This window comes from Burkholderia sp. AU4i, assembly GCF_000466765.1.
In the GTDB taxonomy this organism is placed as follows: domain Bacteria; phylum Pseudomonadota; class Gammaproteobacteria; order Burkholderiales; family Burkholderiaceae; genus Burkholderia; species Burkholderia cepacia.
Genome location: NZ_ASSI01000100.1, coordinates 54,043 through 69,801, shown reverse-complemented (window position 1 = coordinate 69,801; position 15,759 = coordinate 54,043). Strand labels below are relative to the sequence as shown.

Annotated in this window: 14 protein-coding genes; 8 read left to right on the top strand and 6 right to left on the bottom strand. The window is 69.2% G+C overall.

Annotation, left to right across the window (positions count from 1 at the left end; translation table 11 throughout):
* Both L810_RS23065 and L810_RS23060 read right to left on the bottom strand, forming a co-directional pair.
* A partial coding sequence (locus tag L810_RS23065; RefSeq protein WP_042975758.1) for an FUSC family protein occupies nt 1-1,920 on the bottom strand: 1,920 nt, incomplete at its 3' end.
* Entirely contained in the window at nt 1,917-2,396 is a 480-nt protein-coding gene (locus L810_RS23060) for a MarR family winged helix-turn-helix transcriptional regulator (protein WP_042975755.1), read from the bottom strand. The genes L810_RS23065 and L810_RS23060, both read right to left, overlap by 4 nt.
* Nucleotides 2,397-2,729: 333 nt before the next feature.
* Here L810_RS23060 and L810_RS23055 point away from each other — a divergent pair, with 333 nt between their 5' ends.
* From L810_RS23055 to L810_RS44075, 3 genes are all read left to right on the top strand, one after another.
* Nucleotides 2,730-3,590, top strand: a complete 861-nt coding sequence (locus L810_RS23055; RefSeq protein WP_021160734.1) for an FAS1-like dehydratase domain-containing protein — start codon at nt 2,730-2,732, stop codon at nt 3,588-3,590.
* 213 nt (nt 3,591-3,803) lie between these two features.
* On the top strand, nt 3,804-4,091 hold the full coding sequence (locus L810_RS23050; RefSeq protein ID WP_021160733.1) for a DUF1330 domain-containing protein: 288 nt from the start codon (nt 3,804-3,806) through the stop codon (nt 4,089-4,091).
* A 29-nt stretch (nt 4,092-4,120) separates the two neighbouring features.
* Nucleotides 4,121-4,591, top strand: a complete 471-nt coding sequence (locus L810_RS44075) for a hypothetical protein (protein ID WP_131723255.1) — start codon at nt 4,121-4,123, stop codon at nt 4,589-4,591.
* Nucleotides 4,592-4,624: 33 nt separating this feature from the next.
* On the opposite strand, the gene L810_RS23040 is transcribed toward L810_RS44075, so the two are convergent.
* The 3 genes from L810_RS23040 to L810_RS23030 all read right to left on the bottom strand — a co-directional run bounded on the left by L810_RS23040 (nt 4,625) and on the right by L810_RS23030 (nt 8,903).
* The gene (locus L810_RS23040; protein WP_021160731.1) at nt 4,625-6,325 is read right to left on the bottom strand and encodes a dihydroxyacetone kinase family protein; all 1,701 of its coding nucleotides are present in this window, start codon (nt 6,323-6,325) and stop codon (nt 4,625-4,627) included.
* 248 nt (nt 6,326-6,573) lie between these two features.
* Nucleotides 6,574-7,716, bottom strand: a complete 1,143-nt coding sequence (locus tag L810_RS23035; protein WP_021160730.1) for a sigma-54 interaction domain-containing protein — start codon at nt 7,714-7,716, stop codon at nt 6,574-6,576.
* The gene (locus L810_RS23030; RefSeq protein WP_042975767.1) at nt 7,671-8,903 is read right to left on the bottom strand and encodes an acyl-CoA dehydrogenase family protein; all 1,233 of its coding nucleotides are present in this window, start codon (nt 8,901-8,903) and stop codon (nt 7,671-7,673) included. The genes L810_RS23035 and L810_RS23030 overlap by 46 nt, the downstream gene beginning before the upstream one ends.
* 469 nt (nt 8,904-9,372) lie before the next feature.
* On the opposite strand from L810_RS23030, the gene msuE reads away from it, so the two are divergent.
* The 4 genes from msuE to L810_RS23010 all read left to right on the top strand — a co-directional run bounded on the left by msuE (nt 9,373) and on the right by L810_RS23010 (nt 14,023).
* Nucleotides 9,373-9,933 carry an FMN reductase gene (gene msuE, locus L810_RS23025; RefSeq protein WP_042975766.1) on the top strand — a complete coding sequence of 187 codons (561 nt, stop codon included), beginning with the start codon at nt 9,373-9,375 and terminating at the stop codon, nt 9,931-9,933.
* Between the two features lie 36 nt (nt 9,934-9,969).
* Nucleotides 9,970-11,073, top strand: coding sequence for a dimethylsulfone monooxygenase SfnG (gene sfnG, locus L810_RS23020; protein ID WP_021160726.1), 1,104 nt, complete (start codon nt 9,970-9,972; stop codon nt 11,071-11,073).
* A 174-nt stretch (nt 11,074-11,247) separates the two neighbouring features.
* Nucleotides 11,248-12,477, top strand: a complete 1,230-nt coding sequence (locus tag L810_RS23015) for an SfnB family sulfur acquisition oxidoreductase (RefSeq protein ID WP_042975765.1) — start codon at nt 11,248-11,250, stop codon at nt 12,475-12,477.
* A 97-nt stretch (nt 12,478-12,574) separates the two neighbouring features.
* Nucleotides 12,575-14,023, top strand: a complete 1,449-nt coding sequence (locus tag L810_RS23010) for an APC family permease (RefSeq protein ID WP_021160724.1) — start codon at nt 12,575-12,577, stop codon at nt 14,021-14,023.
* A gap of 106 nt (nt 14,024-14,129) precedes the next feature.
* Here L810_RS23010 and L810_RS23005 read toward each other — a convergent pair whose 3' ends face one another.
* On the bottom strand, nt 14,130-14,777 hold the full coding sequence (locus tag L810_RS23005) for a LysE family translocator (protein WP_021160723.1): 648 nt from the start codon (nt 14,775-14,777) through the stop codon (nt 14,130-14,132).
* Between the two features lie 110 nt (nt 14,778-14,887).
* Between L810_RS23005 and L810_RS23000 the strand changes: the two genes are divergently transcribed.
* Nucleotides 14,888-15,739: a LysR substrate-binding domain-containing protein gene (locus tag L810_RS23000; RefSeq protein WP_021160722.1), complete on the top strand. Its 852-nt coding sequence runs from the start codon at nt 14,888-14,890 to the stop codon at nt 15,737-15,739.
* Nucleotides 15,740-15,759: the final 20 nt, after the last annotated feature.

The window sequence follows — 15,759 nt, the reverse complement described above, 5'->3', positions numbered from 1 at the left end:
GAGCAGCGCGGGCGGCGCCGGCTGGCGCGCGTTCGCAGCCGCGCAGCGTGCGTAGTGGTCGGTGACGCCGGCCAGCACGCGGTCGATCGCGTCGGGCACGTCGCCCGACAGCCGGCGGCGCGAGCGGCGCAGGTCGAGCGCATTCAGTGCGATGCGCAGGTCGCGGAAGCTTTCGATCGACGGATGACGGTGGTCGTCGGACGCGCCGAGGCGCGGCAGCAGCTGCGTGACGCGGTCGAGCATCCGCGACGCGTGATTGCGCTGGTCGTCGAGCGGCTGCGTCGACGCGGAGCGCACGACGTCTTCCCAGCCCGAGCGCAGCAGGCGCCGCACCGCGAGCTCGGCGCCGAACGGCCGCGTCGCACGCGTCCACACATACGCGAACAGAAGCCCGGCGACGCCCGCGAGGTTGCTGTTCAGGAACACGAAGAAATCGGCGTCGTACGCACCCTGGATGCTGATGAAGGTGGCCGTGTTCACGGCGACGAGCATCGTCACCATGTTGAACTGCGGGCGCGGCAGCAGCGTGCCGATCAGGATGAACGGCCCCGCGAACATCACGACGAGCATCGCGAAATCGTGTACGTGCGGCAGCACGACGAACAGGTACAGGCCCGCGAACACGACGCTCGCGGTCGTCGCGAGGAAGAACTTGAACACCAGCGGCGCCGGCTCGTCGAGCGCGGCGAAGAAGCTGCACGACACGGCCACGAGCGTGACGGCCGCGGCGCCGTCGTGCCACCCGGACGCGATCCACAGCCAGCTCGCGAACACGATCGCGGCGGCGACGGTCAGCGTCGAGAACAGCATCATCCCGCGATCGAAGAAGCGCTCGGTGCCGCCGAGCCGCCAGTGCCGGTAGCGCGGCTGCCAGACGCCCGATTCGTTGCCGATCAGCGCGCGCAGCGAGCGGCAGTCCTGCCAGATGTCGATGACCTGGCGCAGCCGCCACAGCGCGTTCGACAGCAGCGCGCCGTCCCAGCTCGCGAGCGCGTCGTCGGCCGGCTGCAGCGCGGCAATGCGTTCGCGCAGGCGCTCCGCGACCGGGTCGTCGGTCATGTCGCCGTCGTTGCCGGCCTTGACGGCCGGCAACGGTGCGTCGAACCATTTCGCGGCATCGGCAAGCAGGTCGTCCAGCCCGGCCGGCCGGATATGCAGGTCGCGCATCAGCGCAATCAACGGATCGGCGAGCGACGACATCAGCGGCAGGAACAACTGCATCCGGCCCGCGAGCGCCTGCGCACGCGCGAGGATGCGCGGATGCGCATGGTCGTAGCTCAGCTGGCTCAGCAGGAATTCGAGGCCCGTGATGGTTGCCGCGAGTCGTTGCCGGCACGCGGACAGCGCCTTGCCGGCAATGTGCCCGGACAGCGTCTCGCGGCCGTAGAACGCGGCGTCCTTGAACCATGCATCGGTACGCTCGATCAGCGTCGGCGCGAGCCGGTTCGGGAAGATGGCGCTACCGACCACGCTCGCGCAGACGATGCCGAGCACGATCTCCTCGGTACGCGCGATCGCGACGTCGAACACGGTGGACGGATCGGTCACGGTCGGCAACGCGACCAGCGGCATCGTATAGCCGGCGAGCATGAACACGTAGCTGCGCGCGGTGCGGTCGGAGATCGCGAGGTAGAGCAGCGTGCCGCACCAGGTGGCGACGATGATCGCGAACAGCAGCGGCGTCTCGACGAACGGCGGCACGAAGAAGATCGCGGCCGCCGCGCCGAGCGCGGTGCCGAGCGCGCGATACAGCGCCTTCGAGCGTGTCGCGCCGACGAACGGGTTCGACACGATGTAGACGCTCGCCATCGCCCAGTACGGGCGCGGCAACTGGAAATACAGGCCGAGGTACAGCGCCAGCATCGACGCGGCGAACGTCTTGCCCGAGAACAGCCAGTCGCGAAGGCTCGGATAGGTCATGACGTGGCGTTGCCGGTGCGGGATGCGCGCGCGGCGGGCGTGGGCGATTCGGATGCATTGAATGCGTCGAGCACGCGCAGCGTCGCTTCGAGATCGGCGCGCGTGACCCCCTTGAGCACCTGCGCACGCAGCACGCGCAGGTCTTCCTCCATCTTCGCGGTAACCGCGCGGCCGGCGGCCGTCAGCGAGATCGTCTTCGCGCGGCGATCGTGCGGATCCTCGTCGCGGCGCGCAAGGCCGGCCGCGCACAGCTGGTCGAGCAGGCGCACGAGCGACGGCCCTTCGATGCCGACGTGTTCGGCGAGCGTGCCTTGCCGCACGCCTTCGCCGAGGCGCCCGGCGATCAGCAGCGGGGTCGCGCAGGCCTCGGACACGTTGTACGCGTTCAGTACGCCGTCACTGGTGCGGCGCCACTTGCGCGCGGACAGCACGAGCAGGCTGCTGACGACGAGGCGGAGGTCGTGCAGATTGGTCATGGGCGAGATGATAGGGGCAAAATAATTCGATAGCAAACTATCGTTTTTGTCACCCATGTGACACGTCGTGGCCGGCCCGTCTGAAGCAATTTAGGCGGCGTGCCGGCGGTGGTCAAGCCGCAAGGATGTCGGCCCGGCCCGCGCGCGGCGACCGCGATCGAATGATCAGACGAAATCCGTCCGGCGCGGCCACGGGGAGGGGGAGGCGGGACAGGCGGGTTCGAAGCCGGGAATCGGGAAGGGAATCGGGAAGGGATTCGGGAAATCCGGCTTCGCGAAACGGTGCGCGGCGTGCATATTGAAGCCGTTGCAAGCCTCCCGGAGATTCCGCACGTGTCCACCCCATCCTCGCAGCCGTCCGCCCCGGCGTCGCTCGACGCGTGGCTCGGCAAGACCGAAACGCTCGGCGACGACATCACCGCGTTCCCGCTGAACGCGCTGGCCGCCACGCTCGACCGCCCGTCGCCCGGCGACGTCGTGCCGCCGATGTGGCACTGGCTCTATTTCCTGCCTGTCGCGCCGCTGGCCGAAGTCGGCCCCGACGGCCACCCGAAGCGCGGCGCTTTCCTGCCGCCCGTGCCGCTGCCGCGCCGCATGTGGGCCGGCGGCCGCCTGACGTTCCATGCGCCGCTGCGCACCGGACGGCGCGCGATACGCGAATCGACGATCGTGAACCTCGAGGACAAGACGGGCCGCAGCGGCCGGCTCGTCTTCGTGACGGTGCAGCACCGGATCGAGTGCGACGGCGTGCTGTGCGTCGAGGAGGAGCACGACATCGTCTATCGCGATGCGCCGCAGCCGGGCGCACCCGCGCCGAAGCCGATCGCGGCGCCGGCAGGCGACGCGTGGTCGCGCACGGTCACGGCCGACGCGGTGCTGCTGTTCCGCTATTCGGCGCTGACCTTCAACGGCCACCGCATCCACTACGACCGCAGCTACGTGACGCAGGAGGAAGGTTATCCGGGGCTCGTCGTGCACGGCCCGCTGATCGCGACGCTGCTCGTCGATCTCGTGCGGCGCGAACGGCCCGATGCCGTGCTCGCGAGCTTTTCGTTCCGCGCGGTGCGCCCGACGTTCGACGGGGAGCCGTTCACGCTGTGCGGCAAGCCGTCGGACGACGGCAAGACGATCGAGCTGTGGGCGAAGGATCGCGACGGCTGGCTGACGATGCAGGCCACCGCGACCGTTGCGTGACGGGCGCCGTTCGGTTCGTCCGCGACGCGGCAGGAGCCGTACGCGGACGACCGCTGGTGCCCGCCGCAGCTGCTCGGGCGGGCATGCGGGCAGGCCCCGGCGCTTGTCGCGAAACCGCTGTAAGCTGCGAGCAGGCCGCGTGCCGTCGTGCCGGACGGTGCGGCGCGCGGCCGGCCTTTCCACCTTCCACGCATCGCATCAGGAGCACGTATCTTGGCCACCTACATTGTGTTTACACGTGAAAGCACGCAGGACCAGCACGAACTCGACGTCTACCAGAGCAAGGTCGGCGCGACGCTCGCCGGGCATCCGGTCAAGGTGCTCGCCGCTTACGGCCCGCAGGAAACACTGGAGGGCGAAGGCCCGGAAGGTGTCGTGATCGTCGAGTTTCCGTCGAAGGAAGCCGCGCACGCGTGGTATCACGGCCCCGAATACCAGGACGTCGTCCAGCATCGTTTCAAGGGCGCGCGCTATCGCGCCGTGCTGGTCGAGGGCGTCTGAACGACCCGCATCGGACGCCCGGCACGCCCATGAACACATCGAACCCCGCCACTGCGACCGTCCGACCGCCGATGGGCCGCGCCACGACCGTGCTGCTCGCGATCAGCGTCGTGCTCTATCTGGTCGCCATGTTCACCGCGCCGTTCCGCACGGGCGCACCCGATCCGCATCCATGGGCCGACGGCTGGCAGGTGCTGCTGACCGGCTGGATGGGCCTTTTCTTCGGCATCTTCGCGTGGCTCGCGAACCCGCTCGTGTTCGCGGCCTGGTGGCTGATCGCGAAGCGCCGGCGCACGCAGGCGCTCGCGCTGGCCGGGCTCGCGCTGCTGTTCGGGTTGAGCTTTCTGACGCAGCATCGGATCGTCGTCAATGAAGCCGGCGGGGTCGAGCCGGTTCATCTCGATGCAATCGGCTACTGGTGCTGGCTCGCGGGTTTCGGCGCCGCCGCAATCGGCGCCGCGCTGTTGCCGGGGCGAACCGGGACGCGCGCGGCAGGTTGATGCGGGCGGCCCGCATCAACCTGCCGCCACCGCTTATCGCACGTGCGGCTGCAACGCGCGCAACCAGTACGACACCGCCACCGCACCGCCATCCGGCGAGCCGATCGCGCGCTCGCCGAGATAACTCGCACGCCCCGCGCGCGGCGTCATCTGCGCGGTTTCCTGGGCACCGCGCTCGGCGGCTTCGACCGCCGCCGCCCATGCGCCCGCGGGATCGCGATCGTTGTCGAGCGCCCGTTCGAATGCCGCGACGGCCGGTACCAGCGCATCGAGCATCGTCCGGTCGCCGGCGTGCGCGCCGCCCAGTTCGCTGATCGAATCCACCGCGCCGTGGAACGCCGCGGCCCAGTCGCGTGCCGACGGCTCGGCGACATCGGCCAGCCGGCGGGATGCACGCAGCAGCGCGGTCGCATAAAACGGCCCCGAGCTGCCGGCGATGGCGCGGCGCAACGCGGCGCCGAGCGCCGCGAGTACGCCGGCCGGCGAGCCGTATGCGGTTTCCGGCAGCGCGAGGATCGCCTGTGCGGCGCGCAGCATGCTCGCACCGAGATCGCCGTCGCCGGCGGCCGCATCGAGGTCCGTCAGCGTCTGCTCATGATCGATCAGCGTCTGCGCGACCGCGTGCAGTGCCGGTTGCAGGCGCGCGGCCCACGCGCGGCCGGTCGCATCGAGCGGCGGCAGCGGCGCTTCTTGCGCAGCGGCCGCGGCCACGCGGATCTGCGTATTCACCGCGCCGCCGCCCGGCCATGCGCGCGCCTGCGTCGGCGCGTCGAGCAGCACCGCGCGTTCGTCGTTCAGCCGCAGCACGGAAATCGAGCAGCCGGGCATGTTCAATGCCGACAGGAACGTGCCGGCCCACGCGCGTGAGACGACGATGCCGCGCCGCGTCAGGTTGTCGTGCGCGGCGCGCAGCACGATGGCGAGTTCCATGTCCGGCGTCGCGCCGAGGCCGTTGACGAACAGCGCGACGCGTTCGCCGCGGTCGAGCACGAGATCGGCGACGATGCTCGACAGCAGCGTGTCGGCCAGCGCATCGGCCGGCAGCGGCGCGCGGCGTTCGACGCCTTTCTCGCCGTGGATGCCGCGGCCGAGTTCGATCTCGTGATCGCCAAGGCTGAAGCCCGACTTGTCGGCGCCGGGGATCGTGCAGCCGTCGAGCGCGACGCCCATCGTACCCAGCTCGGCCGCCGAGTCGCGCGCGATGGCCGCGACGCGTGCGAGCGGCAGCCCGCGCGCGGCAGCCGCGCCGGCGAGCTTGTGGATCAGCACGGTGCCGGCGATCCCGCGCCGCTGGCCGCGCTCGACGCGGCCGCGCAGCGAGACGTCGTCGGCGACGATCACCGTCTCGACCGGAATGCCTTCCGCGCGCGCGAGCTCGGCGGCGAGCCCGAAATTGAGCCGGTCGCCCGTGTAGTTCTTCACGATCAGCAGTGCGCCGTTCGGGCCCGCGCTGGCGCGGATCGCAGCGAGCACCGCGTCGGTGGACGGCGACGTGAACACTTCGCCGCAGACGGCCGCGCTCAGCATCCCTTCGCCGACATAACCGCCGTGCGCGGGCTCGTGGCCGCTGCCGCCGCCAGAGAGGACGGCGACGGGGCGCTGCGCCGGCTCGGGCAGCGGCTGGCGGACGAGCACGTGCTCGTCGCCGAGGATCGCGACATGCGGCGACTGTCGCGCGATGCCTTCCAGCATTTCTCGGACGACATCGGACGGGCGGTTGACAAGCTTTTTCATGGCGACGGGTTCCGGACGGGTGAACGAGGCACGGCCGGGCCCGCACGGGCGCCGGACGGCCTTTCGTGTTGCGGAGGATCGTGCGTGCGCCCTGTCGCCGGGCCCGGGCGGTCATGCAACGGACGACCGGATGCGGGAGGGGAACGAGGCGCGCGCCTCGCCCCACGATACATCAGGTTCGGACCCTGCCGCACGGATCGCGGCGCGAAACGCGCCGGAGCGGGCCGGCGGCGTGCTCCCATGCGCGGCTACTTCATTGCCGCGATCTCCTTCGCGCGAATCAGCCTGGCGCGCAGCACGTTGCGGCTGATGCCGAGCAGCCGTGCGGCCTGGATCTGGTTGCGGTGGCTGAAATCGAACGCAACGCGCATCACGGTGTCCTCGATGCGCTCGAACAGGTTGCCGTGATCCTCGTCGAACAGCGCACGCAGCGCGCGTTCGAGTGCAGCCTGCGCGCCGGTTGCCGGGTCGGGATCCTGCGCCTGTGCATGCTCGGCGGCGGCCGTCACGTCGGGCGACGCGAGATGCAGGTCGGCCTCCTGCAGTGCGTCGTGGCGGCTCACGAGCAGCGCGTGATGGATCACGTTCTCGAGTTCGCGGATATTGCCGGGCCAGCCGTATGCCTGGAGCCGGCGCTCGGCGCGCGGGTCGATGCTGCGCGGCCCGTAGCCGAGGCGGCTTCGGTAGTCGTCGAAGAAGTGGCGGGCGAGCGGCAGGATGTCGCCGGGGCGTTCGCGCAACGTCGGCACCGCGAGCTGCACGACGTTGAGCCGGTAGAACAGGTCGCCGCGAAACTGCCCGTGCGCGACGGCCTGCTGCAGATCGACGTTGGTCGCGGCAACCACGCGCACGTCGATCGGCACGCCCGTGCGCGAGCCGAGCCGCACGACCTCGCGCTCCTGCAGCACGCGCAGCAGCTTGACCTGCATCGACAGCGGCAGGTCGCCGATCTCGTCGAGAAACAGCGTGCCGCCGTTCGCGGCTTCGAACCAGCCGGGCTTCGCGCTGAACGCGCCCGTAAACGCGCCCTTCTCGTGGCCGAACAGTTCGCTCTCGACGAGCGTCTCGGAGAAAGCGCCGCAGTTCACCGCGACGAACGGCCCGTTGCTGCGGCGACTGAGGCCGTGCACGTGCCGCGCGATCAGTTCCTTGCCGGTGCCGGTCTCGCCGACGATCAGCACGTTCGCGTCGCTCGGCGCGACCAGGCGAATCCGTTCGAGCAGCGCGACCGAGCGCGGATCGACGAACACCTGCGCGCGGGCGCGAATGGACGTCGCCAGCGCGGGCCGGTCGGGCAGCGTGAGGACGGGCGCGGCGTCGGGCCACGCATCGGAAGGGGAGCGGTTCACGAGTAGAAGCCCGGCGTCGGCCAGGTTCGCTTGAGCGCCCATTCGCCGATCTCGCGAATCTTGTATGCGAGCGGATCGTGGAGCGTATGGGTGCGCAGGTTGCGCCAGTGCCGGTCGAGCCGCAGCGCGCCATGCGTCGCGCGTGCGCCGGCGACGTCGAACATGCGCGTGCAGAGATCGAGCCCGGTGCGGGTGGCCGACACCTTTGCAGCGGCCGTGGCGAGCGCGACCTCGCCGCGCTCCGCATGCGTGAGCGCCGCATCGCGCGCCCACGCGGCGTCGAGGCGATCCGCCGCGCGGTCGGCGAGCACGCGCGCGGCTTCGAGCCCGACCCAGAATTCGCCGTACTGGCCGAGGATGTACGGATCGTCGCCGGTGCTCGCGACCTGCGCGCCGGGCCACGGCCGCGCTTCGTGCAGCGTGTAGTGCCGCGCGTCGCTGAACGCGGCTTCGGCGATGCCGAGATACACGTTCGTCAGCACGAGCTGCGCGACGAGCGGGCGCAGGCACGCGAACGGCGTCGACAGCGGGCCCGGGTCCGTCAGCAGTTCGTGTTCCTCGACGCGCACTTTCTCGAACGTGACCGTGCCGCTGTCGGTCTGTCGCTGGCCGATGTTGTTCCAGTCGTCGGCGATCGAGATGCCGCTGCGCTGCGTCGGCACGGCCGCGATCAGGAACGCGCGCGTCTGCGCGTCGTGCGCGGACGCGATCAGCATCTGCGAATCGAGCGCCCCCGAACAAAAACTCTTCTGGCCGCTGAATTCGTGCCATGCGCCGCGCGAACGGCTGACCGTGCGTTCGTCGAGCGGATTCAGCGCATTGCCCCAGAACCACTGCTGGCGCGCGGTTCGCTCGAACCACGATTCCCACTGCGCGGGCGTGCCGAACAGCCGCACGGTCGCGAGCATCAGGTGATGGAAGCCGAACACGTGCGCGAGCGAACTGTCGGCGGCCGCGAGCACGCGGACCGCGTCGAACGTCGTGCGCCAGCTTGCGCCGAGGCCGCCGTAGGCGGCGGGGATGCTCAACGCGAGGAGGCCGCTGTCGCGCAACTGGTCGCGCTCGGCCTTCGGCGTGCCGCCCTGCTGGTCGCGTTCGGCCGCAGTTCGTGCAAAGCCGGCCGCCAGGCGCCCGGCGGTTTGCAGCGCATCGGGAGGGGCCGGTTCGTCGCGGGACGGCGCGACGACGCGCAGGCTTTCCGCGCGGGGCGATACGGAAATGGATGTCATGGCGATGAATGCGTCGGGTCGCTGCACGAAAACGGCCAGGCTGCATCGGGCGTTGCCGACCGGGTGCTGCGTGATCAGCAGAGTGTTCAACGTTTTGCGCAACGCGGGAAACATCGATTTCTGATAACCAATGCCGGATTGCTGCGCTGGACGCCGCGCGCCTGCCGGAATCCGTGCGGAAGCGGAAAAATGCGTCCGCCGCACACCGCGCTGCTGATTACGCAGCAGTGCATCAGCAGCGCTGTTTCCCCCCGTTCATCGTGCTGCGGAATATGGTTGTGATGCCGTGGCTGGCACGCTTATCAACGTGTGCCGATCGGCGGGAGTGCCGCGACAGGCCGTCGATCGCGATGCATTTCGTCATGCAGACGATCGTTTTTTCATCGCCTTCGTCGAAATGGCACGCTCCTTGCTGACCCAGGTCGTGGCGGGTGCATCGGCACCCGATTCGACAATGGGAATGCAACCGATGAGCAATGCAATCAACGTGGTCGCGATATCGGGCGGCCTGCAACGGCCGTCGCGCACGCTGGCGCTGACCGACGCGATCGTCGCGGCACTCGGCGCCGCGCTGCCGATCGACACGCGGCTGATCGAACTCGGCGAGATCGGCAGCCGGCTGGCCGGCGCGCTGACGCGCGCGCAGGTGCCGGCCGACCTCGACGCGCAGATCCGTGCGATCGAGACGGCCGATGCACTCGTCGTCGCGAGCCCCGTGTATCGCGCGTCGTACACGGGCCTCTTCAAGCACCTGTTCGACCTTGTGCATCACGAGGCGCTGGTCGACGTACCCGTGCTGCTCGCCGCCACCGGCGGCAGCGAGCGTCATGCGCTCGTGATCGACCATCAGCTCCGGCCGCTGTTCAGCTTCTTCCAGGCACGCACGCTGCCGATCGGCGTGTATGCGTCCGAAAGCGATTTCGACCAGTACCAGATCGCGAGCCCGGCGCTGCGTGCGCGCATCGCGCTCGCCGTCGATCGCGCGGTGCCGCAGCTGCGCCCGCATGCGCTTTCCGTCGCGGCCGCTTAGGCCGCCTGCGTTTTTCCTCCCGACCAGGACACACTCATGAGCCATACCGACCCTTCCGCCGACGGCGTCAAGTTCGCCTACTGGGTGCCGAACGTCAGCGGCGGCCTCGTCGTCAGCACGATCGAGCAACGCACCGACTGGAGCCTCGAATACAACCAGCAGCTCGCACGCACGGCCGAGGCGGCCGGCTTCGAGTACGCGCTGAGCCAGATCCGCTTCACGGCCGGCTACGGCGCCGAATACCAGCACGAGTCGGTGTCGTTCAGCCAGGCGCTGCTGCACGCGACGACGAAGCTCAAGGTGCTCGCCGCGATCCTGCCGGGGCCGTGGCATCCGGCCGTGGTCGCGAAGCAGCTCGCGACGATCGACCACATCTCGAACGGACGCATCGCGATCAACGTCGTGAGCGGCTGGTTCAAGGGCGAATTCACCGCGATCGGCGAGCCGTGGCTCGAGCACGACGAACGCTACCGGCGCTCGAAGGAATTCATCCAGGCGCTGAAAGGCATCTGGACGCAGGACAACTTCACGTTCAAGGGCGATTTCTACCGCTTCAACGACTACACGCTGAGCCCGAAGCCGGTGCAGAAGCCGCATCCGGAGATCTTCCAGGGCGGCAGCTCGCGCGCGGCGCGCGACAACGCGGCGAGCGTGTCGGACTGGTATTTCACGAACGGCAATACGCCGGAGAACCTGAAGGCGCAGATCGACGACATCCGCGCGAAGGCGGCGGCGAACAACCATTGCGTGCGCATCGGCGTCAACGCGTTCGTGATCGCGCGCGATACGGAGGAAGAGGCGCGGGCCGTACTCGACGACATCATCCGGCACGCGCACGTCGAGGCCGTGCACGCGTTCGGCGATGCGGTGAAGCAGGCCGGCAAGGCGTCGCCGGAGGGGGAGGGCAACTGGGCGAAATCGACGTTCGAGGATCTCGTGCAGTACAACGACGGCTTCCGCACGAACCTGATCGGTACGCCGCAGCAGATCGCCGAACGGATCGTCGCGCTGAAGGCGATCGGCGTCGATCTCGTGCTCGCGGGGTTCCTGCATTTCATCGAGGAGGTCGAGTACTTCGGCCAGCGCGTGCTGCCGCTCGTGCGCGAACTCGAGGCGCGACGGCAGGCGGTTGCCGCGTGACGCGGGGGCCGGTGCGCGGCGGGCACGAACGCGTGCCGCGCGCCGGCCGATCGAGGGGGCGACACCGGCGGTTCTCGCGGGTCGACCCGGTTTGACGTTTCGGATATCGAAACAGGAGGTCGGCGGATGCTTCCCGGCGCCGCCGGCCGGTTCATGAGCTTTGCCGGAATCGACATGTCTACGGAAATCATCGAAGAAAACGTGCAACCGCAAGCGGGCGCCACGCCCGTTCCCGTCATCGGCTCGGATGCCGAGGCGCTCGACGTCGCGCGTCAGGTCGCGGCACGGCTGGCCGAGCACGCCGCGTTGCGCGACCGCGAGCGGAAGCTGCCGTTCGACGAGATCGAACTGTTCTCGTCGAGCGGGCTGTGGGGCATCACCGTGCCGCGCGAATACGGCGGCGCGGAGGTGTCGAACGTCACGCTCGCGGAAGTGATCGCGATCGTTTCAGAGGCGGACCCGTCGCTCGGCCAGATCCCGCAGAACCACTATTGCCTGATCGAGGACATCCGCCTCGAAGGCAGCGATGCGCAGAAGCGCTTCTTCTTCGATCTCGTCCTGAAGGGCACGCGCTACGGGAACGCGTTTTCCGAAGCCGGCGGCAAGAACGTGCTCGATATCCGGACGCGCGTGCATCGCGACGGCGACGCGTTCGTGCTGAACGGCCGCAAGTTCTATTCGACCGGCACGCTGTTCGCGCACTGGATTCCGGTACTCGCGCTCGACGAGTCGGACCAGGCCGTGCTCGCCTTCGTGCGGCAGGGGGCGCCGGGGCTGACCGTCGTGGATGACTGGAGCGGCTTCGGGCAGCGCACGACCGCGAGCGGCACGGTGATCGTCGAGAACGTGCGTGTGAGCCCGTTCGAAATCTTCCACACGCAGCGTTCGTACGATCGCCCGACCTTCGCGGGCCCGTTCGCGCAGATCACGACCGCCGCGATCGACCTCGGGATCGCGCGCGCCGCGCTGCAGGACACGATCGCGTTCGTGCAGCAGCATGCGCGCCCGTGGATCGACAGCGGCGTCGAGCGCGCGAGCGAGGACCCGCTGACGGTCGCGCAGATCGGCGACATCGCGTACCGCGTGCACGCGGCCGAAGCGCTGCTCGCGCGCTCGGGCCGCTTCGTCGACGCGGCGAAGCGCGAGCCGGGCGAGGAAACGGTTGCGCAGGCCGCGATCGCGGTGGGCGAGGCGAAGATCGCGACGACCGAGGTGGCGCTGCTTGCCGCGAGCAAGCTGTTCGAGCTCGGCGGCAGCAAGTCGACGCTGGCGAAATACAACTTCGACCGCCACTGGCGCAACGCGCGCGTGCATACGCTGCACGACCCGGTGCGCTGGAAGTATCACGCGATCGGCAACTACTACCTCAACGGTGTGAAGCCCGCGCGCCATTCCTGGAACTGACCGGCTCGCGCCGGCCGCCGTCACCCCCCTCACCCTCACCACTACCGCCGCGGACAGCACGCACGCGGCGCCGCTTCATTCCTGACGAGGTCAATCGATGAGTCATCCAGCAAGCCCCGCGCAGGCACTGCCCGCGCAGCATGCCGTACCGCCGGCGGGCGGCCTGCGGCGCAACTACCTGAGCCTGCCCGAACTGATTGCGCAGTCGATCGGCCTCGTCGGCGTGTCCGGCGGGATCGGCGTGCTGATCCCCGCCGTCTTCGCGACGGCCGGCAACGGCACGTGGCTCGCGTACCTGTTCGCGATCGTCGCGCTGCTGTTTGCGTCGTGGAGCATCTCGGTGTTCGCGCGCGATTCTGCGTCGCCGGGGGCGCTGTATGCATACGTGTCGGCCGGCATCGGGCCGGTCTGGGGCGCGATCTGCGGCTGGTCGCTGCTGATTGCCTACGCGGTGGCCGCCGCGGGCATCCTGCAGGGGACGATCAACACGTTTCTCGTGCTGGGCCGCGAGACCGGGCTGCTCGGCGGCGCGACGCCGCTCGGCGCGGTGCTCGGGCTCACGGTCGTCACCGCGTTCGCCGCGTGGTACATCGCGTTTCGCGACATCCGGCTGTCCACGCGGTTCACGCTGTTCGTCGAACTCGCGACGCTGCTGCTGATCGCCGTCGTCGTGATCGGCACGATCGCGTTCGGCGGGCATCCGGTCGATCGCGCGCAACTGACGCTCGAAGGCGTGAAGCCGACCCAGCTGCAGCTCGGGATGGTGCTCGCGTTCTTCAGCTTCACGGGGTTCGAGAGTGCAACCGTGCTCGGCGCGGAAGCGCGCGACCCGTTCCGCGCGATTCCGCGCGCGGTGCTGATCAGCGTCGTCGGGCCGGCGATCCTGTTCGTGATCGGCGCGTACGGGATGGTGAGCGCGTTCCACGGGCAGACGCCGCCGCTCGACCGGGTCGACGGCCCGCTCGCGGTGCTCGCGCATCGGCTCGGCGCCGGCTGGGTCGGCGTGCTGATTGACGCAGGGGTGGCGTTGAGCTTCTTCGCGGCGTTCTTTTCGTCGATCAATGCGGCGGCGCGGATCGTCTATACGTTCGGGCGGCAGGGCGTGCTGCATGCGTCGACGGGTCACGCACACGAGCGCAATGCGACGCCGCACGTCGCGGTGGCGCTGATCGCGGTGCTGGCGCTGGTCACCGCGCTGGTATTCACCGCGCGCGGCACCGCGCTACTCGACTCGTATGGCTATCTCAGCTCGATTGCCACCTATGGCTGGCTGCTTGCATACGTGCTGGTGGCGATCGGCGCGCCGCTCTATCTGCGCCGCCAGCGCCGGCTTCGCGCGCGGCATGTGGCGATCAGCGTCGTTGCGGTCGTGCTGCTCGCGATCCCGCTGGCCGGCAGCGTGTATCCGGTGCCGGAGGGCGTGTATGCGTGGCTGCCTTATGTGTTCGTCGCGCTGCTGGCGATCGGGCTCGGGTGGTTCCTGGTGCTGCGCGTCCGCTTTCCGGAGAGGCTGCGCGAGCTGGAGGCCGAGTTGCTGACGAAGTGACGGGGGCGCCGTCGGCCGGTTCGGCGTCCTCGGCGCATGCCTGGCGCGACGACCGGCCGGCGACGCGCCCGGCTCGCCGATTCCTTTTCATGAGCACGCGCGGACGTCACGCCACACCTGCCATCCTCGACGCATCGACCACCATCTGCACGCCGAGCCCGCCGAGGATGAGCCCCATCGCCCAGCGCTGGGCGAGCAGCAGCGTCGGGCGCCCGTGCAGGAACTTCGCGATGCTGCTGGAACAGATCGCCACCGTCCCGTTCGCGCAGGCGAATGCGGCGATCAGCAGCGAACCGAGAAACAGCGACTGGCCGAGCACGCTGCCGTTCCGGTAGTCGATGAACTGCGGCAGCAACGAAATGAACAGCATCGCGAGCTTCGGGTTCAGCACGCTGGTCGTCGCGCCCATCGCGAGCAGCCGCAGCGGCCGCTCGCTGGGCAACGCCCGCACCTCGAACGGCGAACGGCCGCCGGGCCTGACGGCCTGCCATGCGAGATACAACAGGTATGCCGCACCGACCACGGCCAGCCCGCTGCCCGCATAGGGCACGCTCATGAACAGCGTGGTGATGCCGAACGCCGCGCCGAACATGTAGAACAGGTACCCGATCATCACGCCACCGAGTGAAATGAGCCCCGCCGTGCGGCCCTGCGCGATCGAGCGCGACATCACGTAGACCATGTTCGGCCCGGGCGTGACCGCGAGCATGCCGCCGATGACGAGAAACCCGTAGAGCGATCCGGACGTATGCATGTCTGACGATTCCTGCAACGAGTGAGTGCTGACGGGAGTCATTGTCCGATCGTGGAGGTGAACAGTAAAACGGGATAAACTGAATCGATTGATCAGTTTTTCTGAATACGATGAAAAAGCTCGACCTCGATGTGCTCGCGATGGTGGTGGCCGTCGCCGAATCCGGATCGTTCGCTCAGGGCGCGCAGGCCGTGCACCGGTCGCCGTCGGCGGTGAGCATGCAGATCAAGGCGCTCGAGGATGCGCTCGGCAAGCCGCTCTTCATCCGCGACACGCGCAACGTGACGCCGACCGGCGAAGGCACGATGCTTGCCGAATACGGCCGCCGGATGCTGGCGATGCGCGACGAGGCCTGGGCGTCGGTCGTGCGCCCGGAGATTCGCGGCCGCGTGACGATCGGCGTGCCCGACGACTACATTTCGTCGCTGCTGCCGCAGGTGCTCGGCAAGTTCGCCGCGATGCACCCGCGTGTGGAAGTGCGCGTGATCGGCCAGCCGAGCAGCGCGCTCGTGCCGATGCTGAAGGACAACACGGTCGACCTCGCGTGCCTCACGCGGATCAAGGGCGTGACCGGCGAGCTGATCCGGCTCGAACCGCTCGTGTGGGTCGGGTCGCCGAAGCGCAACGTTTGGGAGGAGCGGCCCCTGCCGGTGGCCTTTTTCACGCACGGCGGCAGCATGGCGCGCGATCACGCGGTCAAGGCGCTGAACCGGCGGAAGATCCCGTACCGGATGTCCTACGAGAGCCCGAGCCACCTCGGCCTTCTCAGCATGGTGGAGGCCGGGCTCGCGGTCGCGCCGCTGGCGCGCTGCTGCATTCCCGATCATCTCGTGCAGCTGTCGGAAAGCCACGGGCTGCCGCCGCTGGGCGAACTCGAGGTCGTGCTCGCGCGCAGCGCGCAGTCCGCGCGCCCGCCGTGCGACTACCTGGCCGAACAGATTCTCGGCGAATGGCGTACCTGAACGCGGGCAGTCCGCCGGCG

Bases quoted from the DNA above. Each gene is read 5' to 3' on its own strand.
- L810_RS44075 (WP_131723255.1), top strand. From the start codon at position 4,121: ATGAACACATCGAACCCCGCCACTGCGACCGTCCGACCGCCGATGGGC.
- L810_RS23015 (WP_042975765.1), top strand. From the start codon at position 11,248: ATGTCTACGGAAATCATCGAAGAAAACGTGCAACCGCAAGCGGGCGCC.
- L810_RS23010 (WP_021160724.1), top strand. From the start codon at position 12,575: ATGAGTCATCCAGCAAGCCCCGCGCAGGCACTGCCCGCGCAGCATGCC.
- L810_RS23060 (WP_042975755.1), bottom strand. From the start codon at position 2,396: ATGACCAATCTGCACGACCTCCGCCTCGTCGTCAGCAGCCTGCTCGTG.
- L810_RS23030 (WP_042975767.1), bottom strand. From the start codon at position 8,903: ATGACATCCATTTCCGTATCGCCCCGCGCGGAAAGCCTGCGCGTCGTC.
- L810_RS23040 (WP_021160731.1), bottom strand. From the start codon at position 6,325: ATGAAAAAGCTTGTCAACCGCCCGTCCGATGTCGTCCGAGAAATGCTG.
- sfnG (WP_021160726.1), top strand. From the start codon at position 9,970: ATGAGCCATACCGACCCTTCCGCCGACGGCGTCAAGTTCGCCTACTGG.
- L810_RS23000 (WP_021160722.1), top strand. From the start codon at position 14,888: ATGAAAAAGCTCGACCTCGATGTGCTCGCGATGGTGGTGGCCGTCGCC.
- msuE (WP_042975766.1), top strand. From the start codon at position 9,373: ATGAGCAATGCAATCAACGTGGTCGCGATATCGGGCGGCCTGCAACGG.
- L810_RS23035 (WP_021160730.1), bottom strand. From the start codon at position 7,716: ATGGGCGCTCAAGCGAACCTGGCCGACGCCGGGCTTCTACTCGTGAAC.
- L810_RS23005 (WP_021160723.1), bottom strand. From the start codon at position 14,777: ATGCATACGTCCGGATCGCTCTACGGGTTTCTCGTCATCGGCGGCATG.